Source organism: Paenarthrobacter sp. R1 (assembly GCF_030264015.1).
Taxonomy (GTDB): Bacteria; Actinomycetota; Actinomycetes; order Actinomycetales; family Micrococcaceae; genus Arthrobacter; species Arthrobacter ureafaciens.
Map to the genome: position 1 here is coordinate 2,166,795 of NZ_CP127115.1, position 25,956 is coordinate 2,192,750.

Annotated in this window: 32 protein-coding genes and 1 tRNA gene; 10 read left to right on the forward strand and 23 right to left on the reverse strand. The window is 62.0% G+C overall.

From position 1 onward, the window contains the following. Positions 1-3: 3 nt before the first annotated feature. From QN084_RS10510 to QN084_RS10520, 3 genes are all read left to right on the forward strand, one after another. Positions 4-462 (forward strand): ribose-5-phosphate isomerase, encoded by a 459-nt coding sequence (locus tag QN084_RS10510; protein WP_021473308.1) that lies wholly within the window; start codon positions 4-6, stop codon positions 460-462. 102 nt (positions 463-564) lie between these two features. Continuing rightward, positions 565-834: a DUF1304 family protein gene (locus tag QN084_RS10515; RefSeq protein ID WP_231942036.1), complete on the forward strand. Its 270-nt coding sequence runs from the start codon at positions 565-567 to the stop codon at positions 832-834. A gap of 21 nt (positions 835-855) precedes the next feature. Then, complete coding sequence (locus QN084_RS10520) at positions 856-1,239, forward strand: VOC family protein (protein ID WP_069696574.1); 384 nt, start codon at positions 856-858, stop codon at positions 1,237-1,239. A 6-nt stretch (positions 1,240-1,245) separates the two neighbouring features. Here QN084_RS10520 and dnaB read toward each other — a convergent pair whose 3' ends face one another. Beyond that, the gene (gene dnaB, locus QN084_RS10525; RefSeq protein WP_031216797.1) at positions 1,246-2,631 is read right to left on the reverse strand and encodes a replicative DNA helicase; all 1,386 of its coding nucleotides are present in this window, start codon (positions 2,629-2,631) and stop codon (positions 1,246-1,248) included. A 626-nt stretch (positions 2,632-3,257) separates the two neighbouring features. Here dnaB and QN084_RS10530 point away from each other — a divergent pair. Together QN084_RS10530 and QN084_RS10535 are read left to right on the forward strand one after the other, a co-directional pair. Next, the gene (locus tag QN084_RS10530) at positions 3,258-3,710 is read left to right on the forward strand and encodes a hypothetical protein (RefSeq protein WP_062098863.1); all 453 of its coding nucleotides are present in this window, start codon (positions 3,258-3,260) and stop codon (positions 3,708-3,710) included. An 8-nt stretch (positions 3,711-3,718) separates the two neighbouring features. Beyond that, a complete protein-coding gene (locus tag QN084_RS10535; RefSeq protein WP_021473313.1) occupies positions 3,719-4,294 on the forward strand; it encodes a hypothetical protein in 576 nt (191 codons plus the stop codon). Here the strand turns inward: QN084_RS10535 and QN084_RS10540 are convergent. From QN084_RS10540 to QN084_RS10555, 4 genes are all read right to left on the reverse strand, one after another. Further along, complete coding sequence (locus QN084_RS10540; RefSeq protein ID WP_236593392.1) at positions 4,291-4,644, reverse strand: TFIIB-type zinc ribbon-containing protein; 354 nt, start codon at positions 4,642-4,644, stop codon at positions 4,291-4,293. The two genes, QN084_RS10535 and QN084_RS10540, sit on opposite strands and share 4 nt — an antisense overlap. A gap of 49 nt (positions 4,645-4,693) precedes the next feature. Beyond that, positions 4,694-5,317, reverse strand: a complete 624-nt coding sequence (locus tag QN084_RS10545) for an FMN reductase (RefSeq protein WP_021473315.1) — start codon at positions 5,315-5,317, stop codon at positions 4,694-4,696. 93 nt (positions 5,318-5,410) lie between these two features. Beyond that, positions 5,411-5,893 (reverse strand): alpha/beta hydrolase, encoded by a 483-nt coding sequence (locus tag QN084_RS10550; protein ID WP_021473316.1) that lies wholly within the window; start codon positions 5,891-5,893, stop codon positions 5,411-5,413. 322 nt (positions 5,894-6,215) lie between these two features. After that, complete coding sequence (locus QN084_RS10555; protein ID WP_069696576.1) at positions 6,216-6,665, reverse strand: SRPBCC family protein; 450 nt, start codon at positions 6,663-6,665, stop codon at positions 6,216-6,218. A 110-nt stretch (positions 6,666-6,775) separates the two neighbouring features. On the opposite strand from QN084_RS10555, the gene QN084_RS10560 reads away from it, so the two are divergent. After that, positions 6,776-7,657, forward strand: coding sequence for a hypothetical protein (locus tag QN084_RS10560; protein ID WP_069696577.1), 882 nt, complete (start codon positions 6,776-6,778; stop codon positions 7,655-7,657). Between the two features lie 2 nt (positions 7,658-7,659). Here QN084_RS10560 and QN084_RS10565 read toward each other — a convergent pair whose 3' ends face one another. After that, positions 7,660-8,559, reverse strand: a complete 900-nt coding sequence (locus tag QN084_RS10565) for a diacylglycerol/lipid kinase family protein (protein ID WP_069696578.1) — start codon at positions 8,557-8,559, stop codon at positions 7,660-7,662. Positions 8,560-8,583: 24 nt separating this feature from the next. Next, a complete protein-coding gene (locus QN084_RS10570) occupies positions 8,584-9,435 on the reverse strand; it encodes a PhzF family phenazine biosynthesis protein (RefSeq protein ID WP_069696579.1) in 852 nt (283 codons plus the stop codon). Positions 9,436-9,492: 57 nt separating this feature from the next. Between QN084_RS10570 and QN084_RS10575 the strand changes: the two genes are divergently transcribed. After that, positions 9,493-9,915 (forward strand): DUF1801 domain-containing protein, encoded by a 423-nt coding sequence (locus QN084_RS10575; RefSeq protein ID WP_069696655.1) that lies wholly within the window; start codon positions 9,493-9,495, stop codon positions 9,913-9,915. 140 nt (positions 9,916-10,055) lie between these two features. Here the strand turns inward: QN084_RS10575 and rplI are convergent, their stop codons facing one another. The 4 genes from rplI to rpsF form a co-directional block, all read right to left on the reverse strand. Then, positions 10,056-10,508 carry a 50S ribosomal protein L9 gene (gene rplI / locus QN084_RS10580; protein WP_021473322.1) on the reverse strand — a complete coding sequence of 151 codons (453 nt, stop codon included), beginning with the start codon at positions 10,506-10,508 and terminating at the stop codon, positions 10,056-10,058. A gap of 18 nt (positions 10,509-10,526) precedes the next feature. Beyond that, positions 10,527-10,766 (reverse strand): 30S ribosomal protein S18, encoded by a 240-nt coding sequence (rpsR, locus tag QN084_RS10585; protein WP_003800144.1) that lies wholly within the window; start codon positions 10,764-10,766, stop codon positions 10,527-10,529. A 63-nt stretch (positions 10,767-10,829) separates the two neighbouring features. Continuing rightward, positions 10,830-11,417, reverse strand: coding sequence for a single-stranded DNA-binding protein (locus QN084_RS10590; protein ID WP_021473323.1), 588 nt, complete (start codon positions 11,415-11,417; stop codon positions 10,830-10,832). A 50-nt stretch (positions 11,418-11,467) separates the two neighbouring features. Further along, entirely contained in the window at positions 11,468-11,773 is a 306-nt protein-coding gene (rpsF, locus tag QN084_RS10595) for a 30S ribosomal protein S6 (protein ID WP_021473324.1), read from the reverse strand. 225 nt (positions 11,774-11,998) lie between these two features. Here rpsF and QN084_RS10600 point away from each other — a divergent pair, with 225 nt between their 5' ends. Next, positions 11,999-12,337, forward strand: a complete 339-nt coding sequence (locus QN084_RS10600; protein WP_021473325.1) for a YnfA family protein — start codon at positions 11,999-12,001, stop codon at positions 12,335-12,337. Between the two features lie 82 nt (positions 12,338-12,419). On the opposite strand, the gene QN084_RS10605 is transcribed toward QN084_RS10600, so the two are convergent. Further along, positions 12,420-12,502: transfer RNA gene (locus QN084_RS10605), tRNA-Leu, on the reverse strand. 137 nt (positions 12,503-12,639) lie between these two features. Between QN084_RS10605 and QN084_RS10610 the strand changes: the two genes are divergently transcribed. Then, complete coding sequence (locus QN084_RS10610) at positions 12,640-12,993, forward strand: cupin domain-containing protein (RefSeq protein WP_021473326.1); 354 nt, start codon at positions 12,640-12,642, stop codon at positions 12,991-12,993. Positions 12,994-13,112: 119 nt separating this feature from the next. On the opposite strand, the gene QN084_RS10615 is transcribed toward QN084_RS10610, so the two are convergent. From QN084_RS10615 to QN084_RS10655, 9 genes are all read right to left on the reverse strand, one after another. Beyond that, entirely contained in the window at positions 13,113-13,460 is a 348-nt protein-coding gene (locus QN084_RS10615) for an ArsR/SmtB family transcription factor (protein WP_069696656.1), read from the reverse strand. A 75-nt stretch (positions 13,461-13,535) separates the two neighbouring features. Then, on the reverse strand, positions 13,536-14,516 hold the full coding sequence (locus QN084_RS10620) for a DMT family transporter (protein WP_069696580.1): 981 nt from the start codon (positions 14,514-14,516) through the stop codon (positions 13,536-13,538). 190 nt (positions 14,517-14,706) lie between these two features. Then, on the reverse strand, positions 14,707-16,122 hold the full coding sequence (locus QN084_RS10625; RefSeq protein WP_021473329.1) for an amino acid permease: 1,416 nt from the start codon (positions 16,120-16,122) through the stop codon (positions 14,707-14,709). Positions 16,123-16,358: 236 nt separating this feature from the next. Continuing rightward, entirely contained in the window at positions 16,359-17,660 is a 1,302-nt protein-coding gene (locus QN084_RS10630) for a M18 family aminopeptidase (RefSeq protein ID WP_069696581.1), read from the reverse strand. 19 nt (positions 17,661-17,679) lie between these two features. Further along, positions 17,680-18,387: a response regulator gene (locus QN084_RS10635; protein ID WP_021473331.1), complete on the reverse strand. Its 708-nt coding sequence runs from the start codon at positions 18,385-18,387 to the stop codon at positions 17,680-17,682. Continuing rightward, a complete protein-coding gene (locus QN084_RS10640; RefSeq protein WP_021473332.1) occupies positions 18,387-19,667 on the reverse strand; it encodes a sensor histidine kinase in 1,281 nt (426 codons plus the stop codon). The genes QN084_RS10635 and QN084_RS10640 overlap by 1 nt, the downstream gene beginning before the upstream one ends. A gap of 18 nt (positions 19,668-19,685) precedes the next feature. Then, positions 19,686-20,537, reverse strand: a complete 852-nt coding sequence (locus tag QN084_RS10645) for an ABC transporter permease (RefSeq protein ID WP_069696582.1) — start codon at positions 20,535-20,537, stop codon at positions 19,686-19,688. Continuing rightward, positions 20,537-21,484 carry an ABC transporter ATP-binding protein gene (locus QN084_RS10650; RefSeq protein WP_021473334.1) on the reverse strand — a complete coding sequence of 316 codons (948 nt, stop codon included), beginning with the start codon at positions 21,482-21,484 and terminating at the stop codon, positions 20,537-20,539. Before QN084_RS10650 ends, QN084_RS10645 begins: the two co-directional genes overlap by 1 nt. 167 nt (positions 21,485-21,651) lie before the next feature. Further along, the gene (locus QN084_RS10655) at positions 21,652-23,157 is read right to left on the reverse strand and encodes a bifunctional phosphatase PAP2/diacylglycerol kinase family protein (RefSeq protein ID WP_021473335.1); all 1,506 of its coding nucleotides are present in this window, start codon (positions 23,155-23,157) and stop codon (positions 21,652-21,654) included. A gap of 83 nt (positions 23,158-23,240) precedes the next feature. On the opposite strand from QN084_RS10655, the gene QN084_RS10660 reads away from it, so the two are divergent. After that, complete coding sequence (locus tag QN084_RS10660) at positions 23,241-23,945, forward strand: phosphatase PAP2 family protein (RefSeq protein ID WP_069696583.1); 705 nt, start codon at positions 23,241-23,243, stop codon at positions 23,943-23,945. On the opposite strand, the gene QN084_RS10665 is transcribed toward QN084_RS10660, so the two are convergent. Together QN084_RS10665 and QN084_RS10670 are read right to left on the reverse strand one after the other, a co-directional pair. Then, positions 23,881-25,080: an MFS transporter gene (locus tag QN084_RS10665; protein WP_069696584.1), complete on the reverse strand. Its 1,200-nt coding sequence runs from the start codon at positions 25,078-25,080 to the stop codon at positions 23,881-23,883. The two genes, QN084_RS10660 and QN084_RS10665, sit on opposite strands and share 65 nt — an antisense overlap. Continuing rightward, positions 25,077-25,832 (reverse strand): DeoR/GlpR family DNA-binding transcription regulator, encoded by a 756-nt coding sequence (locus tag QN084_RS10670; protein WP_021473338.1) that lies wholly within the window; start codon positions 25,830-25,832, stop codon positions 25,077-25,079. The genes QN084_RS10665 and QN084_RS10670 overlap by 4 nt, the downstream gene beginning before the upstream one ends. Positions 25,833-25,956: the final 124 nt, after the last annotated feature.

Sequence of the window (25,956 nt, forward strand, 5' to 3'; positions counted from 1 at the left end):
ACCATGCGCATCATCGTGGGCGCCGATGAAGCCGGCGTTGACTACAAAGACCGGATCCTCGCGGATCTGGAGGCAGACGACCGGATCACCGAAGTGATTGACATCGGAGTGAACCGTGCCGATGCGGACTTCACCAGGCCGTACCCGTACGTGGGCATCGCGGCAGGCGAAATGATCCGCGACGGCAAGGCTGATCGCGCCATCCTCTTCTGCGGTACCGGCATCGGCGTGGCCATCGCCGCCAACAAGGTGCCCGGTATCCGTGCCACCGCGGCCCACGATTCGTTTTCCGTGGAGCGCTCCATCCTCTCCAACGACTGCCAGGTCCTCACCATGGGACAGCGCGTGGTGGGCGTGGAACTCGCCCGGCGGCTGGCCAAGGAGTGGGTTGGCTACGCCTTCGATCCCTCGTCCGCTTCCGCGGAGAAGGTGAAGGTCCTCAGCGACTTCGAAGGCTGCTAGCTGTCTCGGAGGATCTGCGGCCCTCCACTCCTGACGCTGGGCAGCGTCGGCATTCTTGAGATTTTCTTCCACGGCGATCAACGCTTCCACCGGATCTTTCTGATCCAACCGGACGACGTGAGGGCCGTCAGGATGTGGGCCATGAACGTAGGTGCCTACAACTTTGCCTTCGCATTTGGATTGGCCGTGGGTTTGTTGATGGTGAACACAGGCAACGCGGCTGGTGGAACGTCAATCGTCCTTTTTTGCTGCGCAAGCCACGTGTTCCTGGGCTTTTGGCTCTGGGTGACGGAGAAACGCTTGTGGACGAGTGCGATAGGACAGGCCCTCATCCCCGGATTGGCAATCGTGTTCTATCTCTTACTGGGCTGAAGCCCAACTACACTGGCGTCCATGTCTTGCCGAATCAGCGAACTGGTCCTGAACTGCAAAGATCCCGAACTGCTCGCCAAGTTCTGGAGTGACGTGCTCGGATACGTCGAACTCGACAGGGATGAGGGCTCGATTGAGATCGGGCCGTCCGATGCCGGCTTCGGCGGCCTGCAGCCCACCATCATCCTGAGCCCCAGCAGCAACCCGCGGGCGGGCCGCCTGCCGCTCCATATCGATGTCAATCCCGTGGACCGGGACCAGGCTGCTGAGCTGGAGCGCCTGCTTGCCCTCGGAGCCCGGCAAGCCGACGTCGGGCAAACGGGCGAGGAACAATGGCATGTGCTGCAAGACCCCGAAGGCAACGAGTTCTGCCTGCTGCGGCGGCAGCTTGAGGACGCTGCTTAGCGGGTGCTAGAAACCGCCGCCTCCGCCGGAATCGCCGGCCATGTTGGCGAACCGGGAGTAGTGGCCCTGGAATGCCACGACGATGTCCTTGGTAGGGCCGTTACGGTGTTTGGCGATCAGGATGTCCGCTTCACCTGCGCGCGGGGACTCCTTGTCGTAGACATCCTCACGGTGGAGGAGGATGACCATGTCCGCGTCCTGCTCGATAGAACCGGATTCACGGAGGTCGGAAACCATGGGCCGCTTGTCCTGACGCTGTTCTGAACCACGGTTCAGCTGCGAGAGGGCGATCACGGGGACCTGGAGTTCCTTGGCGAGCAGCTTCAGCGCACGCGAGAACTCGGACACTTCCTGCTGGCGGGATTCGACCTTCTTGCCCGAGCTCATCAGCTGCAGGTAGTCGAGCACCACGAGCTTAAGGTCATGTTGCTGCTTGAGGCGGCGGCACTTGGCCCGGATTTCCATGAGGGACATATTGGGGCTGTCGTCGATGAACAGGGGCGCATCATTCATCCGGCCCATGGTGGTGGCGATCTTGGACCATTGCTCGTCCTTGATGGTTCCCTTGCGGAGATCCTGGAGGCTGATGGTGGCCTCCGCGGAGAGCAGGCGCATGGCGATCTCGTTCCGGCCCATTTCCAAGGAGAACATCACAGTCGCCATGTTGTTCTTGATGGCTGCCGAACGGGCGAAGTCCAGCGCAAACGTGGACTTACCGACCGCGGGGCGTGCTGCAATCACGATCATCTGGCCAGGGTGGAGGCCGTGCGTGAGTTCGTCCAGTTCATAGAAGCCGGTGGGAACACCCACCATGCCCTCTCCACGGTGCCCGGACGCCTCGATCTCGTCCACGGTGGACTCCAAGACGTCTTTCAACGCAACGTAGTCTTCAGCCGTGCGCTTTTCAGCAACAGCGTAGACCTCGGCCTGGGCCTGGTTGACGAGGTCTTCGACCTCTCCGTCCTGGCCGTAGCCCATTTGCACGATCTTGGTTCCGGCATTGACCAACCGGCGCAGGACTGCGCGTTCTGCAACGATTTCCGCGTAGTAGCCGGCGTTTGCGGCGGTGGGGACAGTCTGGATCAGTTCATGGAGATAGGCCGGCCCGCCGATCCTGTTGATCTCGCCGCGTTTGGTCAGTTCATCCGAGACGGTCACTGCGTCAGCGGGTTCTCCGCGTCCGTACAGGTCAATGATGGATTCGTAGATGGTCTCGTGCGCCGGGCGGTAAAAATCGTGCCCGCGAACGATCTCCACGACGTCGGCAATGGCGTCCTTGGAGAGCATCATGCCACCGAGGACTGATTGTTCAGCCGCGATGTCCTGCGGAGGTTTGCGGCTCGAATCCGAAGCCCGGGTGCCCTCGAGTGAGTCCAAGTGCGTTACTGACAAAGCCGTCCTCCATATGTGTACCGCTGCAGAGATTCCGTCCCTCGGCGGTGCGTAAAGCGCGGGTGGACCTGGAATGGATAACCTTGGCATCCGGACCAGCCGAGTGCTCCTGTTATATCGTCCGGGACCGACATTTTTAGGGCCGTCCCCGTTACCCACAACTTATCCACAGAAGTATCCTCAAGCTGATTTGCGCGCCGTCGGCTGAGGGTATTCGGGAGGGTTATTTCCATCCTGAAACAGGTACCTGAGCCACGTTATCCGCGCTCTTGGGAAGCACAAAGCCGGCCGTCTTGCACATCTGTGGATAACCTGTGGAATAAGCCCCATTGGTTGTGCACAGACTGTGCGTGAACCTGTGGATACAAAAATTCTTTTCGCTCAAAACCGCTTTTGACATGGGAAAACGTCCCTCACAGCTTGTGGAGCAAAAGATTTTTTAGTGGATAACCATCCACAGGTACATTCACCAGGAGGGAAGCCCATCACGCCTCGACGAGGCACAAACATGCCCAGAATGTGATGCATTCAACAAGTTCATGCCGCATTTGACACTTCCCTCTCGGAAGCTTATGCCGCTCATGGAATGTGCTGTGGATAACCTCAATCTGGCATAAGCTCTAAGCATGGGGAACAACCTTGGCGACCTGCTCCTGACAGCCCTCCCTTTGGTGATCCTTATTGGCCTGTTATGGGCCGTGTCCACGGCGCTTCGGCCCCGTGATACCGGAGTGTCCGAGGCGGAGCGCTACCAACGTGAACTGGCGTCACGCTCCGCCGCGCACCAAGCCTCGCAAATCCAGGCGGCACTGGCCCAGCGGGCACGCATAGAAGCTTCCGCGCAGCCCAGCCAGAACCGTTCCCACACTTCGCGCCCGGCCCCTGGCCAGCAGTCCCCGAATTCCCCTGCCCGGGGTCAGCAACCCGCAATACTTCCCAACGGCCAGCTCAACCCACAGTTGGCATTTGAGCTCCAAAACCTTGTCCGCAGCGGCCAAAAGATCCAAGCCATCAAGGTACTGCGGCAGGCAACACACTCAGATCTCATGACCGCCAAGAACTACATAGATCGGCTCTGATAAACGCCATGGATTCGCTTCTCATCCCGCTCGTGATCCTCATTGCGGTCATTGCGGGCGTGCTGCTGCTCATTCGCTCCTACACCAAGCGATCTGCCGAGACCCGTGCCGACGCCGCGGCCTTGAACGTGCCCAAGGATGCAGTCACCCTCGCCAAGGAGTCGGCAGCCAAACTAAATGAGGAACAGCACCGTCGCCTGTACTCCCTCATAGCGCAGGGCCAAGGGATGGCGGCCATCAAGCTCTACTTGCAGGCCACCGGAGAAGGTCTGCGGGCCTCTCGCGACGCCGTCGGAGCCCTCGCCGCCCATCCACAGCCCTACCGGCCGGAAGCTCCCGCCAAGGACCTGCTGGCGGACGATGACGACGAGCCCGAGCGGTTCCCTTACCGGTACCGTGCAATCGTCAGCAAGGGCGATGTGACCCGCGAGGTGAGCAGCAATATGCTCAATGACGAGATCTACGGGCGGATCAGGACCCTCGCCAAAAGCGGGGACGTGGAGGGCGCAGCGCTGGCCCTGACCCGCCACTCGGACATCACCATCAAGCAGGCGCGCGAATTCATCGAGCTGCTGGACGACTAGAAGTCGAACAGGTCTCCGAGCCAGCCTTCCTTCTTCTTCCGCTTGCGGCCATAGTCATCGCGACGGTCGTAGTCCCGCCGATCAGCGTCCCTCCGCTCATAGTCCCGGCGGCCACCCCGGTCGTCGTACCGCGGCTGCCCGGGCCTCGATTCGAACGGGTTGTAGAGCGGTGGAGGGGCTATGGGAGGTTGGCTTGGAACGTGCGGCGCCGGAGCGGGTGCGGGGTCGGCGGCCACCCGATCGATGATTTTGTCCAACTCACCGCGGTCCAGCCACACACCCCTGCATTGCGGGCAGTAATCAATCTCAACCCCGCTGCGTTCGCTCATCACCAGGTCTACAGAATCCACAGGACATTTCATGCCTTGCCCAACGACCCGGCACGGCGATTAGTTCGGCCTACTGCGCAGCAGAGATTCCTGCCAGCAATTGCTCGAACGGCAACGACTCCAAGGCGGGCGACTTCCGCCCGGGCTGGGGGCCGCTCAGCAGTTGCACGAGCTCACCGGCCGCCCGGTCCACGCGCGCGGAAAGCGGTGAGCCGCCGTCGTCATTACCCCAGTCCTGGGGCCCGGCGAAGATGGCAGTCGCCGCCATCCTGGTCCGCAGGTAGCTGAAGAGCGGCCGCATGGCGTGGTCCAGAACCATCTGGTGGCGGTCGGTGCCGCCCGTGGCGCCAATGAGGACCGCCTTGCCGTCCAGCGACTTGGGATCCAGAACGTCGATGAAGGACTTGAAGAGGCCGCTGTAGGAGGCGCTGAAAACGGGGCTGACGGCGATAATGCCGTCGGAGTCTTCGACGCCGGCGATCACCTCCGCGAGGCGGGGAGCTGCGTATCCGGTGACGAAGTTGTTGGCGATGTCCACCGCCAAGTCCCTTAGTTCAACGATGTCGATCTTCGCCTGGTACCCGGCTGCCTGCAGCTGCCGTTCCGTGGAGGCAGCCAATTGGTCGGCCAGCAGACGGCTCGACGACGGCACGCCAAGCCCTGCTGAAAGGACGGTTATGCGGCGGGTTTCCATGGCGTTCTCCTGTTGCTCGATTCAACTCAGCTTACATGCATATGCATCTATGTGGTTGAACCGGGCGGGCTCCGGAAGTATTCCCGGACGCTTCTACCGGCCCGGGCGCACGTGAGCGGCCAGAAAGTCCAGGGTCCTGTCCTTGGCATCCTTGGCTTCGGAGAAATTCAACTGGAACTGGTACTCATGAGGAAGTGCCGGAGTGTGGTCGGCTGGCCAGAAAAGCTCTGTCACGGGAACTCCGGCTGCTTTCAAGCGATTGCTGTAGGGAACGGACTGCAACCAGGTCAACCCGTCTCCGTTGCCGCCGCTGATGAACGTAGGGGGCAAGTCACCGGTGACGAACCCGATGGTAGACATGGTTGCCCCGGCATAGGTGGCGGACCAGTCCTTGGTGCCCGTGTAGGACCACAAAGACGTCTTGAGACCCCACTCCACCAGACCGTTGAGCTTGCTCATGGCGTCCAGATCGTAAACACCGCAGTGAAGAATGGTGGCAGCCAGATCCTCCTTGCGCAACGCCGGCTCTACGCCGAGCAGGTTGGCGTAGGCAGGATTGACTGTCAGGGTGGCCATTTGGCTGGCCAGCTGTGCACCCGCAGAGTCCCACCCCACGGATCACCATCGCCGATGGCCACGGGGTGGCAGAAAGGGCCAGGAGTACGGCCAGGACCAGCACGACGGCGAGCTCCAGCCTTCGGATTCTCCGCGGACGCCTGCGCCTGCCCGGCTCACTCTCCGTCTTGGGAGGCCCTGCACTGGCCGCTGCCGCCACCCTGGCTTCTGCCGCTTCCGATGACCCCATGAACCCATCCCCCGCCTGTGCACCGTCCGTGTGCGCACCTGCGGACCATGCCAGGACGGAAGAGGCCCTGGGCGAAGGATCTTGCCGAAAAGGCTACCTCTGCCGCCCAGCCCCGCCGACTGCCATCAGTTCCAGTCGTCGCAGGGTCTCGTTGTTCCTAACGTCGATCACAGGATCCCGCAGGACTTTGGGAACCAACTTGCCGGGACCTCGCACTGCGTCCTCGGAGATGGAGACGCGGCATTCGTCCGGACCGGCCTCTTCCACCGTGATCAGCACCTTGGCCTCACCCATCGGCCATCCACGGGCAAGGAGCTCAAGGGAGCGTCCGGTCTGGACCGCAGCCACGCTGGTGCTGTCATCGATCAGGAAGGGCCATACGCCTACGGAGTGATGAAGCTTCGCACCGACCTGGGGCCACTGATCATCCACAGCGCGGATCCGTGAGGCACCCACCACCCAGCCAGGGTAAAGCCAGCCGTCGGCGATCACTTTCCAGACGTCGGCTGCTGAAGACTTGAAGGGCCGGGTAACAGTGGACATGACTTCCTTTCCGGTGGCGCACCAGTATTGGGAATTAAGCTAAGCATGCTTACGAAGCTATCGCCAGAGGAACCCGTACAGGTTCCCAACGCCAGGCCTAGACTGATCGCATGGCCCGGCAGCGGCATTCATGGTTGGCACTCATCTTGTTGCTGTGTGCCGCGGGTGCGGTCTCTTCCTGCCAGCCCGTGACCGCTCCGGAATCGGGCACCAGTGAGCCGGCCGCAGAGATCGTGGTGAACATCAACCAGTCCCGCGACCAGTACGGAAAGCAAGCCATCCTCATCCAACTGACCAACACCTCCGGGTCGCCCGTCACGGTCAGCGGCGTGGACCTCCGCTCAGGCTTGTTTCAGCAGGACATCACATGGAGGCCGGAGAACGGTCCACTGGAACTCCCGCCGAACCAACCCAAGAGCCTCCCCGTCAACCTTACGGAGCCACGCTGCGGGAGCCAAGGGGGTGACGCCCCGGCAGCCACTATCCAGTACGCCCGCACCAATAATGAGCAACAACAAATCAACGCCGAAGGCCAAGATCCCTTCGGCGTCCTGCAGCGCAACTCGGACGAACTCTGCCTCGCCAAGGAGGCCGCGGCGGTGGCATCCATCGCCTTGGCCCCGGAACTGGACGTAGCGCCGGATGGAAGAACCGCCGTCGTGCGCCTGATTATCACCCCAACCAGAACCGCTACGCCCAACCAGACCCTGGTCATCGAGTCGATCGGTGGCACCACGTTACTGGCGGAGCAGCCGTCGGACCCGTGGCCCCGCGACGTCGCCATTGCGGCCGCAGCGGACGCCCGGGTGCTGTCCCTGCGCGTACGCCCTGCCCGCTGCGACCCCCATGCCGTCGCTGAAGACAAGGTGGGAACACTGGTTCCATTGAATGTGGCCATCGGCAACCGTCAGGGTGCCCTGAAGGTGCCGGCTCCTGCAGATCTGCGCGGACGCATCCATGACTTTGTCACCGCTGCCTGCAGCGCGGGCTGAACTCAGCCGATGGTGGGCAGCGCCGCCGGTGCGCTCTCCACGCGGACCTTGATCCCGGCTTCCACGTTCTTTACTTCCCCGTCCATTTGGTACGGCAGGGGCTTCAGCGTAGTGAATTCATAGCTGCTGACGCTTGGCTGATCGCCCAGACCCTGGGTGGTAGCCCGGAGGGCGTTCAATGCCACCCGCCACTTGGGCATATGAGGGAAGAAGATGACCTCGAACTTGCCGTCGCGCGGCGTCTCCTCGGCCTCGCTAAGGGTGGCGTACTTTGCCATCTCGGGGATATTCGCAAAAACGAGGCTGTCCACTTTCTGGCGCTTGCCGTTGTCCAACCGGATTTCGAACGGCTTGAACTCTGAGAAGGTCTTGATCACGGACACCATCTCGGTCAAGGCGCCCTTGCTTCCCTTTTCCAGCTCAGTCGCCACAACCGGAGTCAGACCGAAGCCGATGTACGAGTGCGCGTATTCCAGCGGCTCATTTTCCTTCTGGCCTGTGTGGATCCTGAGCAGGTCAATGTTATGGACGTTGCCCTCCAGGATGGCTTCCTCCAGGGGCTTGGTACCAACCGTCCGCCGGTGGTCGTTCGCATTACCGGCAGCCATAACCGCGGCCACTGCCTTGGGGTTTTCCGCCTGCATCACGCCGTTGACCACCTCGTTGTAGCCTCCGTCGCCGCTCACCGAGACCACCAGGACGTCGCCACCCCTGCCTGCGGCGTCGCGGGCCAGATCCACCGCGTGCCCTGCGTGTTGAGTTGGTTCCAGGACGATCTCCGGGGAGTACGGCAGCATTTTGGTTAGCTTCCCGTGCAGCTCTTCCGCAAGCTCCGGGGCATTCCCCGTGCTGTTGGGGTTGAAGATGATGACGATCGACTCGAATGTCCGTGCGGAACCCATGCGTTCTCCTTTAGTTGCCCAGGCCTATAACAGTACTGTCCCCTGGATACAGGTAGTCGAATCACCGCCCACCCAGATCTGGTCCCCTTCAGCCTTGACGTGGATGCGTCCCGCCCTCCCAAGTACTGTCCCTTGGGCGGCCACGTAGTCCTCCGGTGCCCGCCCACTCCCTATGAGCCATTGAGCTGCTCCGGCGTTGAAGCTCCCTGTCACCGGGTCCTCGATCATCGCGTCACCCGGGATGAACGTCCGAACCTCGAAATCCACCTCGAAACCCGCCGGATACGGCCCTATGACTCCCACTTTCAAGTCACCCAAAGCAGCCATGTCCGGCTCCAATCCCAAGACCTGGCCGCCAGATTCGAGGAGGACGCCAATCCACTCCGGACCATTCACCAACCAGGAGGCATCGAGGATGTCAGCCTCATTTAGACGAAGTCCCGCCGCCAATTGCTTCCGCACAGCGTCCTCTACCGGGCCGAAGCGGGTCAGTGGCGGTGCCGCAAAAGCCAGCCTGCCGCCGTCGTGCTTTACGCGCACCAAACCCGCTCCACACTCCTGAACCACTACGCCAGCAGACTTGGGCACTCCCCCGGCCTCCAACCACGTGTGCGCCGAACCGAGAGTGGGGTGCCCTGCAAACGGGAATTCCTCACTGCCCGTGAAGATGCGCACCTTGTAGTCCGCGTCCGGATGCGTGGGCGGGATCAGGAAGGTGGTTTCGGAGAGATTGGTCCAGTTGGCGAACCGCTGCATGGTTTCGCTGTTGAGCCCTTCGGCATCTACGACGACGGCGAGCGGGTTGCCGAAGTACGGCCGGTCCGAGAAGACGTCTACTTCGTGGAACGGGCGGTTTCGGGGGACATGGAGACTCACCGGTGCACGCTATCACCGATGCTGGTGAGCCCGTGGCGTGTCTGCAAGACTACCTGCATGGCAGAGAACAAGACGCAGCCGACCGACGCGTCCGTAGAGGAGTTCCTCGGTGCCGTGGAGCACCCGACGCGGCGTGCGGACGGCTTTGAATTGCTGAACATGATGCGGGAGCTCACCGGCCAGGAAGCCGTGATGTGGGGTCCCACGATCGTCGGCTTCGGCAAGTACCACTACAAGTATGCGAGCGGCCGTGAGGGTGATTCCGCGGCCGTCGGTTTTTCACCCCGGAAGACCAACCTGGCCCTCTACGGACTGACCATGGGGCCGGAGGCGGACCGTCTGCTTCCAGAACTGGGTAAGCACAAAACCGGCGCGTCCTGCCTGTACGTCAACAAGCTGGACGACGTGGACAGGGATGTGCTGGCCGAGCTGATCCGTACCGGCTACCGCCACACCATGACGGAGATCCATAGGCCCTAACCCCGCGCGAGCCCTCCGCGAGTTGGCATTTAATGGCAATCCGGGGCTCCAACATTGTCATCAAATGCCACCTCGGTGCATGCAAAAAAGGACCCCGCACCCGGAATCCGGGAGCGGGGTCCTTCAGGCGTAGTCGGGGACTACTTGCTGGCAACGACCTCAAGGTCGATGACAGCGGAAACATCCTCGTGCAGGCGAACGTTGGCCTGGTACGAACCGACAGACTTGATGTGGTTCGGCAGTTCAACGTTGCGCTTGTCGATGGCGCCGAGGCCAGCGGCCTCAACAGCAGCAGCGACGTCAGCAGGCTTGACGGTGCCGAAGAGACGACCGGACTCGCCGGCCTTCACCTCGAGCTTGACCTTCTTGGAGGACAGTGCCTGTGCCTGTGCCTGTGCAGCTTCAACAGTTGCGTGGGCACGGGCAGCGCGGGCTGCCTTGATGCTCTCAACCTGCTTCTCGCCACCACGGGTCCAGGTCAGAGCGAAGCCGCGGGGCAGAAGGTAGTTACGTGCGTAACCGTTCTTTACCTCGACAACGTCGCCAGCAGCACCGAGACCGGTTACTTCGTGGGTCAGAATGATCTTTGCCATGTTAGTTAATCCCTTCCCTTAGCCGCGGCCAGCGCCGGAGTAGGGCAGCAGGGCAACTTCGCGGGCGTTCTTGATTGCCTGGGCGATCTTGCGCTGTTCCTGAACGGTAACGCCAGTGACGCGACGAGCGCGGATCTTTCCGCGGTCAGAGATGAACTTGCGCAGCAATGCTACGTCCTTGTAGTCGATGACGGTGATGTCAGCGGCCTTCAAGGGGTTGGACTTTGGTTTGGGCTTACGGAGTTCAGCCTTAGCCATCGTGGAGCTCCTTTTCTATGGAGCCCGTGGATATTGATCCACGGGATGGTGGTGTTTTTTTGTTTAGAAGGGAGGTTCGGAGTCCGGGCCGTTGCCCCAGCCACCAGCGTTGCTGACACCGGGCGTAGCCCAAGGGTCATCCTGCTGTGCGGGCTGGTTGCCGCCCCAGTTTCCACCGGAGTTGCCGCCCTGGTTTCCACCAGCGGGGCCACCTCCGAAGCCACCTGCGTTGCCGCCACCGAAGCCACCTTGGCCACCGTTGCCGGCGCCGAACCCGCCGCCGGAGCGCTGGGTGCGGTTGACTTTGGCATTCGCGTAACGCAAGCTCGGGCCGATCTCGTCGACCTCAAGCTCAATAACGGTGCGCTTCTCGCCTTCTTTGGTTTCGTAAGAACGGCTCTTCAAACGGCCGGAAACAATGACGCGTGTTCCCTTTGTGAGGGACTCGGCAACGTTCTCGGCTGCTTCCCGCCATACGGACGCGCGGAGGAACAGGGTTTCCCCGTCCTTCCATTCATTCGACTGGCGGTCAAAGGTCCGGGGAGTAGAAGCGATGGTGAAGTTCGCTACTGCTGAGCCAGACGGGGTGAACCGCAGCTCCGGATCATTGGTGAGATTACCGATGACCGTAATAGTGGTTTCGCCTGCCATCTACTGCCTCCTTGTTCGTTCCTGCGGGGTAAAGATCCGGAAGGGGCTGATTACTCAGCAACAACCTTCTGGTCTTCGGGGCGGATGATCTTGGTGCGCATGATCGTCTCGTTCAGAGACAGCTGGCGATCAAGTTCCTTGGCGGTAGCAGGCTCAGCGGTGAAGTTCACCACTGCGTAGATACCTTCGGACTTCTTCTTGATGTCGTATGCCAGGCGACGACGGCCCCAGATGTCTACCTTTTCGATGGTTCCACCATCGGTGGTGATGACATTCAGGAACTTCTGAAGCGACGGCTCTACGGTACGCTCTTCGACCTCGGGGTCGATGATTACCATCAATTCGTAAGGACGCATATGTGAACCCACCTCCTTTGGGCTAAGCGGTTACGGTATCTCCGTAACAGGAGGTTCATTTGCGATTGCTGTGCCTCGCTCCCCCGCCAAAGATTCGGAAGGAGGGCGCAGCACAGACTTCAATATCTTAGTGCATCTCCTGCATCCAAAGCTATTCGGCGGTGTGTCGTGGCCGAAAGCACCGGGAAGGCCTATGTGGATAACGGGCCAATGAATACTTGAGCCATGACCATCCTCAAGTCCACAGTCCTCTTCGTTCTGGCCGCGGCAGCCGAAATCGGAGGCGCCTGGCTCATTTGGCAGGCAGTCCGGGAGGGCAAGGCCTGGTGGTGGGCCGGGCTGGGAGTCGTTGCCTTGGGAATCTATGGCTTCTTCGCGGCGTTCCAGCCCGACGCCCATTTCGGAAGGGTTCTCGCGGCGTACGGGGGCGTTTTCATAGCCGGCTCACTTGCCTGGGGCATGCTGGTTGACGGATTCCGCCCGGACCGCTGGGACATCATTGGAGCCGTCATCTGCATAGTGGGCGTCGGCGTCATCATGTTCGCGCCGCGCACGGGCGCGTGACGGCCGGCGGCTTACCGGCTGGAACACGGGAGCTTAAACATGTGAGCCCTGGAAGATCATTGACCTTCCAGGGCTCATTGTGTGCGCGGAGGGGGACTTGAACCCCCACCCCCTTTCGAGGACTAGCACCTCAAGCTAGCGCGTCTGCCATTCCGCCACCCGCGCAGGGTGATTCGGAGAACCAGTTTCCTTTTTCTCCTCAACAGCGTCAAAAACACTAACACGTCATTGGCCATTCTGTTGATTCGGGACCTACGGCAACACCCCTCGGCAGAACAAGGAAACGTGGGTACGGTGACCTCATGCAGAAAATATCGATCGAGGCTCTCGCCCGCCAGCAAATCGAAGCCGCAGTTGCCGCACCCAGCGGACGCGCTGCAGACACAGCATTCGGCGGGCATGAGAAGACCCTCCGGCAAACAGTCATGGCTTTCCGCGCAGGCACGCGGCTCAGCGAACATCAGAACCCCGGCGAGGCTACCGTCTTCGTGCTGAAGGGAAATGTCTGGCTCAAGGCAGGCGAAGACTCGTGGCAGGGGAAAACGGGAGACCTGTTGATCGTGCCGGACGGCCGCCACAGCCTCGAAGCGGAAGAGGACTCAGCGGTGCTCTTCACAGTAGTCAAGACCGACCGTCAGGCGCAGCCGTCGGCGTGATTGGAGAACGACGGCGGCACCTTGCCTGCGCACGCCTGGCTACGGGCGTGGACCACCGAGTCAAAGCTCACTGCCGTCACGTTGAAGCCAGCGGGGCAGCCACCGTTGCACGCTCAGGACTACCCCTCCCGCCGCTGCGTTTCCCGCCTATGCTCTGCCCGGGCAAGCTGGGCCAGTTGTTCGACAAATCCCGGGAAGTGCGCTTCAAGCTCCTCAGTACGCAGGCCCGTCCACCGGGTGGTCCCCTCCTTGCGGGACAACGTAACACCAGCCTCACGCAGGGTCTTGAGATGGTGACTCATGGTGGGGAGCGGAATTTGGACTTCTTCGGCGAGCCAGGAGCAGGTCCGTTCCGGTCCATCCCTGAGGAGCTCGACCACGCGGAGCCTTACAGGGTCAGCTACTGCTCGGAGCATGCTAACGACGCTGATACCGTTCAGGTCCGGGTGATGGAGCTGGGTGGCCATGATCTTCTCTTCCACGAAAAGGCTTATACACTGCTATTTTCATAATTATGGAAGATTGATCCTAGCATGCTCGGATTAGCGTGCGCGGACCCCCTCTGATTCGCTGGCCGCCTCAGCACTGGCCGGCACCTGCTGCGCCCGGATGGCGCGTGCAGACCGCCTGGAGAAGTAGTTGTTCGTGAGCAGCGCCGCAATAACCAGAACAGCCCCGACAAGAGCAGTCACAGTCGGTTGATATCCGCGGATCATCGCAATGGCGAAGGCAACGACGGGGACGACGTTCATGAACAGAGTTCCATTGAGCGGTCCCAGCAAGCCGATGCCTTTGTTCCATGAGAGAACAGCAACCACTGCAGCGAAGATTATGAGGTAGGCAAGGTGTAACCAGCCGCCCAGAATAGCTCCAAGATCTGGTGCAGTGACGTAGCCAACCCCTGTAGCGATGAGGACTGCAAACAGAATGCTGATGCAGCCGAGCACCGTGGTAACCGTGGTGTACCGCAGTGCGGACCACCCTTGGAACCCGATGGCTCCCCGGGTGTACGTCACCCAACAGACGGCTCCCAAGAGGGCGAGCAGTTCACCCAGTCCGAGTTGGCCACTGAACAGTCGGCCATAGTCGCCGTCGGTGATGACAAGCGAAACTCCGGCAAACGCCACCAGGATTGATGCGACAGTGTAGCTGGCAGGCAGTTTCCTCGTAGCCATCGCACCTACAACCGCCCCAATGGCGGGCATCATCGCCATAATGAGGCTGACGTTGGGCGAGCTCGTATATCGCAAAGCCGTAAATGCCAGCAGGCCAAATCCAGCGAACCCGGCGCTGCCCAGCAGGAACAACCTGCCCAAGCGACCATCGACGCGGAGCGCGCGAAGACCCTCGGCCCGCCAGAGCATTAAAACGAGGAAGGCCGCAGCAATGACATACCTGATCAAAGTCATGTGAAAAGCGTTGACGGTCGTAGCAAGATCGTTGGCGATCGGGAACATGCCGCCCCAGATCAGAGGAGGGATGAGGCAGAGGATGAGGCCGCGGGTCGCGGTTGATAACTGCATGAAAGGTCGATGCATAGTGAAACCCCCCAGTTTCGTAGTAGCAAAATTATGTAATTTTACAAACATGAAAATATGCTAACTGGGAGTCCAATGTCAACTACTTTTTTGGGCTGTGAGTTGCCAAGCTTTAACGCGAACGGGGCAGCCGCCGTCGTTATTGACGGCAGCTGCCCCGCAGCAAAACAGACGCTTACGACGCCGGACCGGCACCGACGCTTGCAGGCTCCTCTTCGCCACTGGTCGCTTGGGCGGGCGCAGCTCCGCCCTTGCGGTAGCGCCAGACGCCGATGCCTACGACGATTACCGCCAAGGCCAGCGACAGGAACAGCGATTCGCGGGTGGATTCCAGGATGACCATGCCGATGATGAGTGCCACGATGCTCGCAATGGCAATCCACGTGAGGTACGGGAAGAACCACATCTTGAGCTGGAGGTCCTTCGCCGCAGCGCCCATGCGGCGGCGGAGAACCAGCTGGGAGGCTGCAATGACCAACCACACGAACAGTGCGATGGCACCGGAGGTGTTGACGAGGAACAGGAACACCGTGTCCGGGGCGATGTAGTTCAGTCCCACAGTGATGAATCCAACCACTGTGGAGGCCAGGACGGCCGCCGCAGGCACACCGCGCTTGGAAATACGCGTCCAGGACTTCGGAGCATCTCCGCGGCGGGACAGCGAGAACAGCATGCGGCTGGCGGTGTAGAGGCCCGAGTTGAGGCAGGAAAGCACCGAAGTAAGGACAACAATGTCCATGATGGTGCCGGCTCCCGGGATGCCATAGAGCTCGATCACTGCAACGTACGGGCTCTTGGCAACGGAGGCGCTGTTCCACGGGAGCAAGGTGACCACAATGGCGATGGAGCCGATGTAGAAGATCAGGATGCGCCACACGGTGGACTTCACGGCCTTCTTGACGGCGTCCACCGGATTCTCGGATTCCCCGGCAGCAATGGTTGCGATCTCCGCGCCAAAGAAGGAGAAGACGACCACGAGGATGCCGGCGAGGACCGCGCCCGGCCCACTGGGCATGAAGCCGCCCTGGTCCAGGAGGTTGGTCACTCCCGGTGCAGGAACGCCCGGCATGAAACCGAGGATGGCGACGATTCCTGCAAGCAGGAAGATGACGATTGCCGCGACTTTGATGGACGCGAACCAGAACTCGAACTCACCGTAGGACTTCACTGAACCGAGGTTGGTGAGGGTGAGGAGCACCATGAGTATCAGGGCCCAGATCCACTGATCGACGCCGGGCACCCAGCGGTGCATGATGGCGGCACCGGCAGTGGCTTCGATGCCCAGCACGATGATCCAGAACCAGGCGTAGAGCCAACCGATGCTGAACCCGGCCCATCGGCCAAGCGCTTTGTCGGCATAGGTGGAGAACGAGCCGGTCTCCGGATTGGCTGCAGCCATTTCGCCCAGCATGCGCATCACCAGGATGACTACCAGGCCCGCGGCGAGGTAGGCCACGAGGATTCCTGGTCCCGCCTGTTGGATAGCTGCGCCCGAGCCCACGAAGAGGCCTGCGCCGATGACGCCCGCAATGGCGATCATGGACAGGTGCCGGGGCTTAAGCGATTTGGAAAGTTGTTGGTCAGCGTGCATGGAACGTCGCCGTCCTGTGAGTACTTGGAAGGCCCACGGAGATGTGCAGAGGGCCACTTGGCTTTCCCACACTAGCCACCCCATACCGGGGCTGATGCTGTGCAGACAAACATTTTGACGTCAGCCAAACCGGGAGTATGCACAAAATGTATCGCTTAAAGCATCAAATGTTTCTTATTGAGAACTTTTGAAACCGTCCTGAAACGACCCCTTGAGGCTTTGGGCCGTGGCGGGGGTCACATGGCCGTGGCGAAGAACAGGTCCGTCACCCTGGCCAAGGAGTAGGGATCCTCCACGCCACACAGCTCACGCGCGGAGTGCATCGAAAGCAGCGGAACTCCGACATCAACCGTGCGGATGCCGAGGCGCGTGGCCGTCAACGGACCAATGGTGGAACCGCAGGGGATGTCGTTGTTGGAAACAAACTCCTGGTACGGAACACCCGACTCTGCGCACAACCGGGCCCAAAAAGCTGCGCCTGTGGCATCTGTTGCGTAGCGCTGGTTGGCATTGATCTTCAGCAACGGGCCCCGGTTGAGCAGCGGACGGTTGGCGGGGTCATGGCGCTCGGCGTAGTTCGGGTGGACAGCGTGGCCGGCATCGGCAGAAACACAGAACGACGCCGACAACGCCTGCCGCCGCTGGCTCACCGAAGCCCCGAAACCGTCTGAGATCCGGGCGAGGATGTCCTCCAGGATCGGTCCGCAAGCACCGGAGCGGGAGTTGGAGCCGATTTCCTCATGGTCGAAGGCGGCAAGGACTGCGATGGGTCCGTCGGCAGGCGCCGACCCCGCGTGGGCGATGAGCGCCACCAAACCCGCATGGGTCGACGACAGGTTGTCCAAGCGTCCGGAGGCGAAGAACTCACTATTGACCCCGAAAACCGCGGGCGCTTGCGTGTCTGCCACGACGACGTCGTACCCGCCGATCTCCGCAGCATCCACCGAGGCGTCCTTCACGCGCGAGGCGAGCAGGCCCAAAAGATCCTCCCCTGCGGGATCTCCCAGCCCGAAAATCGGGTTCATGTGCTGCTGTTTGGACAACGTCAGGCCTTCGTTGACTGCCCGGTCCAGATGGATGGCGAGCTGCGGGAACCGCAGGAGGGGGCCAGTGGCCGTCAGGTGCTGGGTACCGTCACGCATCACCAGGCGGCCGGCAAGCTGCAGTTCCCGGTCCAGCCAGGAATTGAGCAGCGGGCCGCCGTAGACCTCCACGCCCGCCTGCAGCCAACCGAACTTCCCCGTTGTGGGCTTCGGCTTGAGCTTGAAGGACGGGGAATCGGTGTGGGCGCCAAGGATGTTGAACCCCGTGGCGGGACCTGCGTTCTCCGGCGATACCCAAGCAATCAGGGCGCCGTCCCGGATGACGTAATAGCCGCCCGCGCCCCCGGACCACGGCTCCAGCTCATTCAGCCCCGTAAAGCCGGCTGCATCTAAGCGGCGGGCCGCTTCATCGACGGCATGGAAGCTCGACGGCGACGCCGAAACGTACTCGCCAAGGTCCTTGATGTGCTCTGCTGCGGAGGCGTTCGTAGGCATGCTCCCGAGTCTATCCGGATCAGTAGTCCGGGTTGCTGGGCACCACGAGTCCGGTTTCGTAGGCGTAGACCACCACCTGCACGCGGTCCCGCAACTGCAGCTTGCTCAGGATACGGCGCACGTGGGTCTTCACTGTTGCCTCGGACAAGAAGAATTTGTGGGCAATCTCGGCGTTGGACAGGCCTTCGGCGATGGTGGTGAGGATCTCCGTTTCGCGCGGAGTCAGTTCATCCAGCAGAGGGTCACGGCGGGCCGGCGTGATCCCTGGCGTGTGTCCCCCGCGGACGTAAGTCTCCAGCAGACGTTGGGTGATCCTCGGTGCCACCACTGCGTCCCCGCTGGCCACCACCCGAACCGCGTGGACCAGCTCAGCGGGAGCAACGTCCTTCAGGAGGAAGGCGGACGCCCCGGCCTGCAGACCGGAGAAAGCATATTCATCGAGGTCGAAGGTGGTAAGAATGATGACCCTCGCATCAGCACCCGCGGCCGATATGCGTCGGGTGGCTTCGATGCCGTCCATGGCGGGCATACGGACGTCCATGAGGACGACGTCCGGCTGCAGCTCTTCCACCAGGCGGACGGCCTCTGCGCCATCCGATGCTTCGCCCACCACCGTCAGGTCATCTTCGCCCTCAAGGATCAGCCGAAAGCCCATCCTCAGAAGTGGTTGGTCATCCACCAACAGGATCTTGATGGTCCCTTGACCTGTCAGTTCGTAGTCCCTCATTACTCCCCCTTGTCGCCGTTCCAGTTCAGCTCGGCGTGTACCGCCCAGCCGCCGTTCCTGCCAGGTCCGGCCCCGATTTTTCCGGCGTAGATTCCGGCCCGCTCCCGCATGCCTGCAATTCCTTGGCCGGTGCCCAGGCTTCCCTTCCCGTTGCCGTCCCTGGTTCCGCGGCCGTCGTCGAGCACGTCGATGGTGACCAGGTCGCCGTTGCGCGCCACCTGCACGTCCACCCGGCTCAGCGACCTTCCGTACCTCAGGACGTTGGTCAGCGATTCCTGGACAATCCGATAGACCGTCAGTTCGAACGCAGGATCGGCCGGGAGCGCGGGTCCCGTATGAGCATAGTGAAGCGGAAGCCCTGCCGTCCGGAATCCATCCAGCAGCTTGGAAAGGTTGTGTCCCGATTCCAACGGTGTGAGCGGCGCCGGACGGCCGGAATCGTCCCTTAGGACGCCCAATACCCTGCGCATGTCAGCCAAGGCGTTCCGCCCCGTCCTGGATAGTTCACCAAGCACCTCGCCGGCGCGTTCGGGATCCTTCTTCACTACCACTGCCGCACCGTCGGAAAGGCTCACCATGACCGTGAGCGAGTGTGCCACGACGTCGTGCATCTCGCGGGCGATCCTGTTGCGCTCGGTGACCTTGCCCAGCTGGGTCGTGCGAGCCACCCAGGCGGCGATCTCTGCCTCATGCTCCCGGCGCTCCCGGACCGAAATGCCGATTCCCGTGGCCAGGAGGTTGGACAGCATGATGGTCACGGCCGTGGCGATGTTGTTGATGAGGTGGAAGTTCTCCGGAACCTCCCGGAGCGTGTCCATGTTGCTGGGGCTAGTCCACATGAAGAGATAGAGCAAGCTCAGGGGGAGGCTGGCCGCGCCCAGCACCACGAAGGCAACGGGACGCTTTCTGGCGGATGCTACGGCGTAAAGGGCGAACCAAAGACCCGCCGAGACGTTCGATCCCCAAGGGTTGAGGATGGTAGCGGCGATTTCCAGGAGGGCAACGGCGGCCGCCACATGAATCGGGCTCTGCCGCCGGAACCACAGTGCCAGGGCGATGAGCAAAAGGAATGACGTGACCAGCCACTTGCCCTCGATGACCGAAGAGATGATGGTGGGCAGCGCCAGAAGCACATAGCAAGAGACCACCACGGCATCCATGGCCAGCGGGTGCTCGTAGAAATAGCGCCGCACGCGTCCGCGGCGGCGCTGGGTGATTTCCGCGAAGGACGCGTCAGCCGGACCGGCCAACGCGTCCTTCCTTTGTGGGACTTCGATCATGAAGAGAGCCTAAACGCCCTAGACGTCCCGCTTCTTGAGCAGAACCATGGCAATTGCCACCGGCACAATAACCCAGGCGGTCAGCACCAGCGCGGCCTGCCACGCTTCCAGCGTGTCCGGGACGTGCTCGACGGCGGTCATCGGGTTGATGGTGCTGGTGGGGAGGTACTTGTTGGCTTCCTTGAAGAAATCGCCGGGGATGAGCTGGAATGCGATGGGAGCCACGAACAACAGGCCGACGAGGCTCATGATGCCACCGGCCGAGTTCCGGACGATCGTTCCCAGGGCCATGCCGATCGCAGCCACGGCGGCCACATAGATGCTGTTCACCAGCAGGAGCTTGATGGACTGCGAGCTGCCAAGGTCCAGCTTGAGGTTGTAGTTATCCACGATCGGCAATGAAACGAGCCCTGCTACGTACGTGGCAACAGCGGTCAGAAGGAACGCGCTCACCACCACCACAATGAGCTTCGCCAGGAACGGGGAGAGGCGCTTGGGCACGGCGGCGAAGGTGGAACGTGCCATGCCGGTGGTGAATTCCGAGCTCATGAGCAGCACGCCCAGGGAGCCAAGGATGAGCTGGGCGAACGAGATTCCGGACGTCGGAATGCTGACGGCCAGGTCTCCGCCCTGGGCTGCCATCGCGGCGGCCGCTTCAGGATCGCGGGCTGCCTGGTCGGCGAACTGTCCTGTTCCCCATGCAGCCAAGGCCGCGAAGCCGACCATGACCACAGCCGTGGAGGCCAGGAGGATGAGGGTCGAAAGCAGAGTGCGGAATTTGATGAATTCGGAGTTCAGAACCCGGTGGAAAGCCGGTCCTGGGCCCACCGGGGTGCGTGTGGGTTTGCTGTCCGTGATTGCGGTGCTCACTAGTTCTTCCCTCCGGCCGAAGCGGGAACCGACGTCCCGGTGTTGATGTGCGAGTGGTACTCCACCTCGTCCTTGGTCAGCTCCATGTAGGCCTCCTCGAGGCTCGCTTGGAGAGGCGTGAGTTCGTAGACCATGACCTGGTTGTCCAACGCGGTGCGTGCGATGGCGCGTGGATCAAGTCCACTGACCTCCAGAAGCTCGCGTTCGTGGACCTCCACCGAAACGCCTTGCCCGGCCAGCAGCTGCATGAGGTGTTCAGGCTGATCGGTGCGGACGCGGGTGCGGACCTGGCCCTTGCCGGTGATGATGTCAGCGATGGGTGCATCGGCGATGATCTTGCCGCGGCCGATCACTATCAGGTGGTCTGCCGTGAGTGCCATTTCGCTCATGAGGTGGCTGGACAGGAAGACCGTGCGGCCCTCGGACGCCAGGTACTTGACCAGGTTCCTGACCCACACAACGCCTTCGGGATCCAAGCCGTTCACCGGCTCGTCCAGGATGATCGTCTGGGGATCACCCAACAGCGCAGCGGCGATGCCCAGGCGTTGTCCCATGCCGAGCGAGAATCCCTTGACCTTCTTCTTGGCAACATCGCCCAGGCCGGTCATCTCAATCACTTCACGCACACGGCTCTTGGGGATGCTGTGGGTTGCTGCCATGGCGAGCAGGTGGTTGTAAGCAGTGCGGCTGGTGTGGACTGCCTTGGCATCCAGCAGGGCGCCAATCTCACGCAGGGGAGCCACATGCTTTTCGAATGGCACGCCGTTCACGGTCACGGAGCCGGACGTGGGCGTGTCCAGTCCCATAATCATGCGCATTGTGGTGGACTTGCCGGCACCGTTCGGGCCGAGGAAGCCCGTTACCCGGCCGGCCTGGACCGTAAAACTGACGCCACCTACGGCTGTTTTTTCGCCGTAGACCTTCGTCAGGCCTTTTGCTTCGATCATGGAAGCGTTCCCTCCCTAGACACGTGTACGTGCAGATGAGTTGTGAATGTACTTAAACGCTAGTCAGGGAAGAGAAGGAAATCGCCTGTCCCAGGGATGATTCAGGGTCCGGTCAGGGTAGTCCTACCGGATGACCCGCCCGGATATCCGCCCGGATATCCGGCCGGTTATCCCACCGGGGGAAGCGGCGAGTACACGCGCAGTCCGCCTGTCCGGATCGAGAATTCGGCACTCCGGACGTTCGCCTTCGCCTCACCGTCGACGGCCAGGGCCAGGGGCTGGTCCGCGGCCTCAATCGTGATGCTGCCGGCCTCGGACAGGTGCGTCACCTTGGAGGAGGCTACAGTGCCGGTCACCACTGCCCACAGCAACCGGGCACGGGCGAACGGCTCGTCCGCCGAAATCATCCGCAAGTCCAGGACGCCGTCGTCCAGCACCGGGCGGCGAATGGGCGCATGGTCGGCGGGGTAGTAGCGTCCACGGCCCATGTACATGATCCACAGCTTGTGCCTGACGCCGTCGACTCTGAGCGTGGTGGGGGAGTTCACCGCGAAGGTCCGCAGCGATGCCACCAGGCTCGCCAGCGGCTTACCGAGTGCCGGCTGCAAACGTTCACGCCGTCTCACCAGGTTGGGGTAAACACCCACGCTGGCCGTATTGAGCATGGCCAGCTCGATGGTTTCCGGCATCTCCGGCAGACCGCGCTGCACCACCACCCAGCCCAGGTCCACAGAGGCGCCCCAGCCCTTGGTGAGCGCTTCCACGGCATCGTCCATGGAGTTGCTGCCCAGGTCGCGGGCAAAGTGGTTGAGCGTTCCGCCCGGCAGGACCAGTAGTGGAAGGGAATGTTCGACGGCGGCAGCCGCCGCAGTGCCTACCGTTCCGTCACCGCCCCATACCCCCAGGGCGACGGCCTCGGGTCTTGACGCCACAGTGCGGACAGCTGCCTCGACGTCTTCTCCCTCAGCGATCTCGTGTATATGCGCCTTGGGGAATAGTTTCTTGAGCAGCTCGCCGGTCTCTGGCGTATAAGACCCTCCCATGGCGTTGACGGCGATCACCAGCCCGTCGCCGTCGGCGATTGCCGGTACGTCCGCTGGAGTCCGCCGGGGCGTAGGCTCCGGCGGACGGGCCGGCCACCACTTGCGCGTCAATAAGGCGGCTCCGGCGCCGAGGGCCGAACCGAAGACAACATCCGAGGGCCAATGGGCGCCCGTGTGGACCCTCGAGTAGGCCACACCGGCAGCCACGGGAGCCAAAGCGAGGCCGATTGCCGGTGAAACGATCCCGGCTCCCACCGCGAAGGCCACTGCCGAGGCGGAATGTCCCGACGGCATCGATGAGCTGGTGGGCTGAGGATTCACGAACCTGAAAACAGGAAGGTGATCGGGCGAGGGCCTGGTGCGCGGCAGGACGGTCTTGAAAACCAGGTTCGTGACGGCGGACGCGACGCCCAAGGCGAGCAAACCGTGCAGCGCGGCCCGGCGCGGCCTGCCCGGAACGGTCGCCATGACCCCCGCGATGCCGAACCACAGCTTGCCCTTGGTGGCGGCAGCGGACAGGTAACGGAAGAAGTCGTCGTGGTTGCCCTGGCGCTGGCGGGATACGGCCCGCACGAGGAAGTGATCGAATTTCGTCACGTTGTGGGGACCTATGCCCGGGAAGCCTCGCATCAACCCACAGTATCGCCCCGCTCCGGAGTTCGGCGGAGGTCCCTTCCCCCGAATGCCCAGGAAGCTCTGGCTACCATGAAGGCATGCCACGCATATTGGAACCCCGCCACCGGCCAAGCTCGCTGCTCGTCGCACCTGCCGCGCTGTTGTTGACGGCATTCCTCGTGCCCGGACTTTTGATCCTCGCCGGGCAGGGCGAACCGGCGTTCAACGGGGTAGACACCCAGTGGCAGGCCTTGATCTTTACGCTTCATTCGCCGTTCTGGGACCAGGTCAATGCCTTCCTGAACTGGCTCGGTTATGTGGGCGTGCTCATTCTGGAAGTCCTCTTGGTGGCGGTGTTGCTCCTCTGGCGCAGGCCGAAGATGGCCCTCTTCTCCGCCCTCGCGGCGTTGATTGCGTTGGGAGTGACCCAGCTTGCCAAAGCAGTGGTTGGGCGCGATCGTCCTGAAGGCGCAAAGGTCCTGACGGACACTGGTTCATACCCTTCAGGGCATGTATCCGCAACGGCCGTCTTTCTCATGACCCTCGTACTGCTCACAGGCAAGCTGTGGTTCAAGCTTCTGGCCATCGCGGGAATCCTCGTCACGATGGCCAGCCGAACCTATCTCTCCGCCCACTGGCTCAGCGATGTCCTTGGTGGTGCATGCGTGGGAGTGGGCGTGACGCTGCTGCTGTGGGTCCCTTTCATGAAGATATGCATCCAGGAGAATCTATCTGCGGCTACTTCTCCTGTGTGGCAGGCAAGGGCTTCGCGACGCCAGCCAGCAGAAGGGCAACCAGAATAGGTGCTCCAATGGCCAGGAGCGCATTGTGGATACCTGTGTGGTCGCCCAGGTAACCCAGCAGGGGAGGACCCGCAAGGAAAGCTACGTACCCGATAGTCGACACCACGGAAACCCTGGCTGCAGCATGTTTGCGGTCGTCGGCGGCAGCGGACATCCCCATGGGGAAGGCCAGGGCGGCTCCGACGCCCCAAAGGGTTGCGCCGGCTCCAGCCAGAACCACATTGTCCGCCAGGACGAACAGGACCAAGCCGACCGCAGCGGCAGCCATGCTTGCCCGGAGTACGGCCACCCGACCGAACTTGTCGATCACCTTGCCACCGAGGAAACGCATGAGGGTCATGCCGGCAACGAACAGGGCAAAGAGCAGGGCGCCTCCCCCTTCCGACGTTCCCAGGCCATCGACCGCTGCCTTGGCAATCCAGTCGTTGCCCGCGCCTTCCGTCAGGGTCGCCCCCAGGACCACGACGCCGATGAGCAGCGTCCTGCCGTCCCGCCAGGCAGAAGGTCCGCGCTTGACGTCAGTGCCGCCGTCGGACACTTCAACAACTGGCGCGTGCGGCAGGAAGTAGCGCGGCGCCGTCAGCGCCAGTACCAATGCGATGCCTGCAATGACCAGCAGATGCTCAGGCAGGCCCACGCCAAGGTGTGAAAGGCCCGCACCGATGAGCGCGCCAACGAACGCGCCGCCGCTGAAGGCGGCATGGAACTGCGGCATGATGGTGCGCCTGAGCCGGTGTTCGACGTCGGCGCCCTCGATGTTTTGGGCGACGTCCCACAGGCCGATGCCAATGCCGAAGAAGAACAGCGAGACGGCCATCACGGGAACAGAGGCCGCCATGAGGGCAACGGCGATCCCTACCCCGGCTGCCGCTGCCACCGCCCCGGCCGTCCGGACCGTGTTGGCGGTCCCGATCCGTCCTACGACCCAGCCCGCCGTTGGCAGCGCCAGGAGGGAGCCCACCGCGGTGCAGAGCAGGAGGCTGCCCATCTGTCCGGACGTGAGGCTGAGCGCTTCGGTAACGGCGGGAATGCGGGCAGCCCAACTGGCAAAGACCAGCCCGTTCATGCCGAAGACGAAGAACGTGGCTATTGCGGCCGCGTTCACGTTGGGGACGGTTCGGGTGCTGGTAGTCATGCAATCACAACTTCCACAGAGAGTTCGTCGAGCAAGGAAAGATCTTCGGGGGCCGGTTCCACATCGGTAACCAGTACGTCGGCTGCGTCCATCGCAGCCACCAAGGCAAGGGCGCTGGCCCTCCATTTGCTGCCGGAGCCTGCCACTATCACCCTCGACGCTGATTCCAGGCCGGCCCGCTTCACTGCCGCATCATCGAGGTCGTGGGCAAGGAGTCCGTCTTTGAGGTTGAACGCGCACGGCGTGATGACGGCCGTATCAAAACGCAGTGACCGCACGTTGGCTTCAGCCATGGGTCCGCGGAAGGAGAGCTCGCCGGGGACCAGCCGTCCTCCGGGCAGGATCAGCTCAGGACGTCCCCCTGCCAAAGCATCCACACTGTGCAGGGACATGGGCATGACGGTCAGTTGGCGCTTTCCGATGCTGCGGGCAATTTCCGTTGCCGTCGAACCGCTGTCCAACCAGACGTGTTCGCGGTCCTGGAGCAGGGCGTCCACGGCTGCCGCGATCCTGACTTTGCCCTGGTGGTCTTCCAACTCCCGCTGGCCGTAGCCGGGGTTATCGCCCTTGAAGAGGAGGCTCCGCGCGCCTCCGTGGACGCGCTTAAGCACTCCGTTGGCGGCGAGGATCTCCAAGTCGCGCCGGATGGTGGCACCGGAAGCACCGCATTCGGCCATCAGCTCATCGACTGTCACAGCCTCGCGGGTTCGCAGCAATTCACCGATTAAGCGGTGGCGGTCGGCTGTTCCCATGTCTTCAGGCTATCAGCTCTTGAGCAAATGATCACCAGGTGTGATCATTTGCTCACCGTTGCTCTATCACATCCCGACACGTTCCCACCATCCTCCTCTCACATCCCGCCCCTCAACCGCCGAT

What these genes read in the sequence shown, in the direction of transcription:
- QN084_RS10510 (WP_021473308.1), top strand. Translation starts at nt 4, where the DNA reads ATGCGCATCATCGTGGGCGCCGATGAAGCCGGCGTTGACTACAAAGAC.
- QN084_RS10520 (WP_069696574.1), top strand. Translation starts at nt 856, where the DNA reads ATGTCTTGCCGAATCAGCGAACTGGTCCTGAACTGCAAAGATCCCGAA.
- QN084_RS10530 (WP_062098863.1), top strand. Translation starts at nt 3,258, where the DNA reads ATGGGGAACAACCTTGGCGACCTGCTCCTGACAGCCCTCCCTTTGGTG.
- QN084_RS10535 (WP_021473313.1), top strand. Translation starts at nt 3,719, where the DNA reads ATGGATTCGCTTCTCATCCCGCTCGTGATCCTCATTGCGGTCATTGCG.
- QN084_RS10545 (WP_021473315.1), bottom strand. Translation starts at nt 5,317, where the DNA reads ATGGAAACCCGCCGCATAACCGTCCTTTCAGCAGGGCTTGGCGTGCCG.
- QN084_RS10550 (WP_021473316.1), bottom strand. Translation starts at nt 5,893, where the DNA reads ATGGCCACCCTGACAGTCAATCCTGCCTACGCCAACCTGCTCGGCGTA.
- QN084_RS10555 (WP_069696576.1), bottom strand. Translation starts at nt 6,665, where the DNA reads ATGTCCACTGTTACCCGGCCCTTCAAGTCTTCAGCAGCCGACGTCTGG.
- QN084_RS10560 (WP_069696577.1), top strand. Translation starts at nt 6,776, where the DNA reads ATGGCCCGGCAGCGGCATTCATGGTTGGCACTCATCTTGTTGCTGTGT.
- QN084_RS10565 (WP_069696578.1), bottom strand. Translation starts at nt 8,559, where the DNA reads ATGGGTTCCGCACGGACATTCGAGTCGATCGTCATCATCTTCAACCCC.
- QN084_RS10575 (WP_069696655.1), top strand. Translation starts at nt 9,493, where the DNA reads ATGGCAGAGAACAAGACGCAGCCGACCGACGCGTCCGTAGAGGAGTTC.
- rplI (WP_021473322.1), bottom strand. Translation starts at nt 10,508, where the DNA reads ATGGCAAAGATCATTCTGACCCACGAAGTAACCGGTCTCGGTGCTGCT.
- rpsR (WP_003800144.1), bottom strand. Translation starts at nt 10,766, where the DNA reads ATGGCTAAGGCTGAACTCCGTAAGCCCAAACCAAAGTCCAACCCCTTG.
- QN084_RS10590 (WP_021473323.1), bottom strand. Translation starts at nt 11,417, where the DNA reads ATGGCAGGCGAAACCACTATTACGGTCATCGGTAATCTCACCAATGAT.
- rpsF (WP_021473324.1), bottom strand. Translation starts at nt 11,773, where the DNA reads ATGCGTCCTTACGAATTGATGGTAATCATCGACCCCGAGGTCGAAGAG.
- QN084_RS10600 (WP_021473325.1), top strand. Translation starts at nt 11,999, where the DNA reads ATGACCATCCTCAAGTCCACAGTCCTCTTCGTTCTGGCCGCGGCAGCC.
- QN084_RS10610 (WP_021473326.1), top strand. Translation starts at nt 12,640, where the DNA reads ATGCAGAAAATATCGATCGAGGCTCTCGCCCGCCAGCAAATCGAAGCC.
- QN084_RS10615 (WP_069696656.1), bottom strand. Translation starts at nt 13,460, where the DNA reads ATGGCCACCCAGCTCCATCACCCGGACCTGAACGGTATCAGCGTCGTT.
- QN084_RS10620 (WP_069696580.1), bottom strand. Translation starts at nt 14,516, where the DNA reads ATGCAGTTATCAACCGCGACCCGCGGCCTCATCCTCTGCCTCATCCCT.
- QN084_RS10625 (WP_021473329.1), bottom strand. Translation starts at nt 16,122, where the DNA reads ATGCACGCTGACCAACAACTTTCCAAATCGCTTAAGCCCCGGCACCTG.
- QN084_RS10630 (WP_069696581.1), bottom strand. Translation starts at nt 17,660, where the DNA reads ATGCCTACGAACGCCTCCGCAGCAGAGCACATCAAGGACCTTGGCGAG.
- QN084_RS10635 (WP_021473331.1), bottom strand. Translation starts at nt 18,387, where the DNA reads ATGAGGGACTACGAACTGACAGGTCAAGGGACCATCAAGATCCTGTTG.
- QN084_RS10640 (WP_021473332.1), bottom strand. Translation starts at nt 19,667, where the DNA reads ATGATCGAAGTCCCACAAAGGAAGGACGCGTTGGCCGGTCCGGCTGAC.
- QN084_RS10650 (WP_021473334.1), bottom strand. Translation starts at nt 21,484, where the DNA reads ATGATCGAAGCAAAAGGCCTGACGAAGGTCTACGGCGAAAAAACAGCC.
- QN084_RS10655 (WP_021473335.1), bottom strand. Translation starts at nt 23,157, where the DNA reads ATGCGAGGCTTCCCGGGCATAGGTCCCCACAACGTGACGAAATTCGAT.
- QN084_RS10660 (WP_069696583.1), top strand. Translation starts at nt 23,241, where the DNA reads ATGCCACGCATATTGGAACCCCGCCACCGGCCAAGCTCGCTGCTCGTC.
- QN084_RS10665 (WP_069696584.1), bottom strand. Translation starts at nt 25,080, where the DNA reads ATGACTACCAGCACCCGAACCGTCCCCAACGTGAACGCGGCCGCAATA.
- QN084_RS10670 (WP_021473338.1), bottom strand. Translation starts at nt 25,832, where the DNA reads ATGGGAACAGCCGACCGCCACCGCTTAATCGGTGAATTGCTGCGAACC.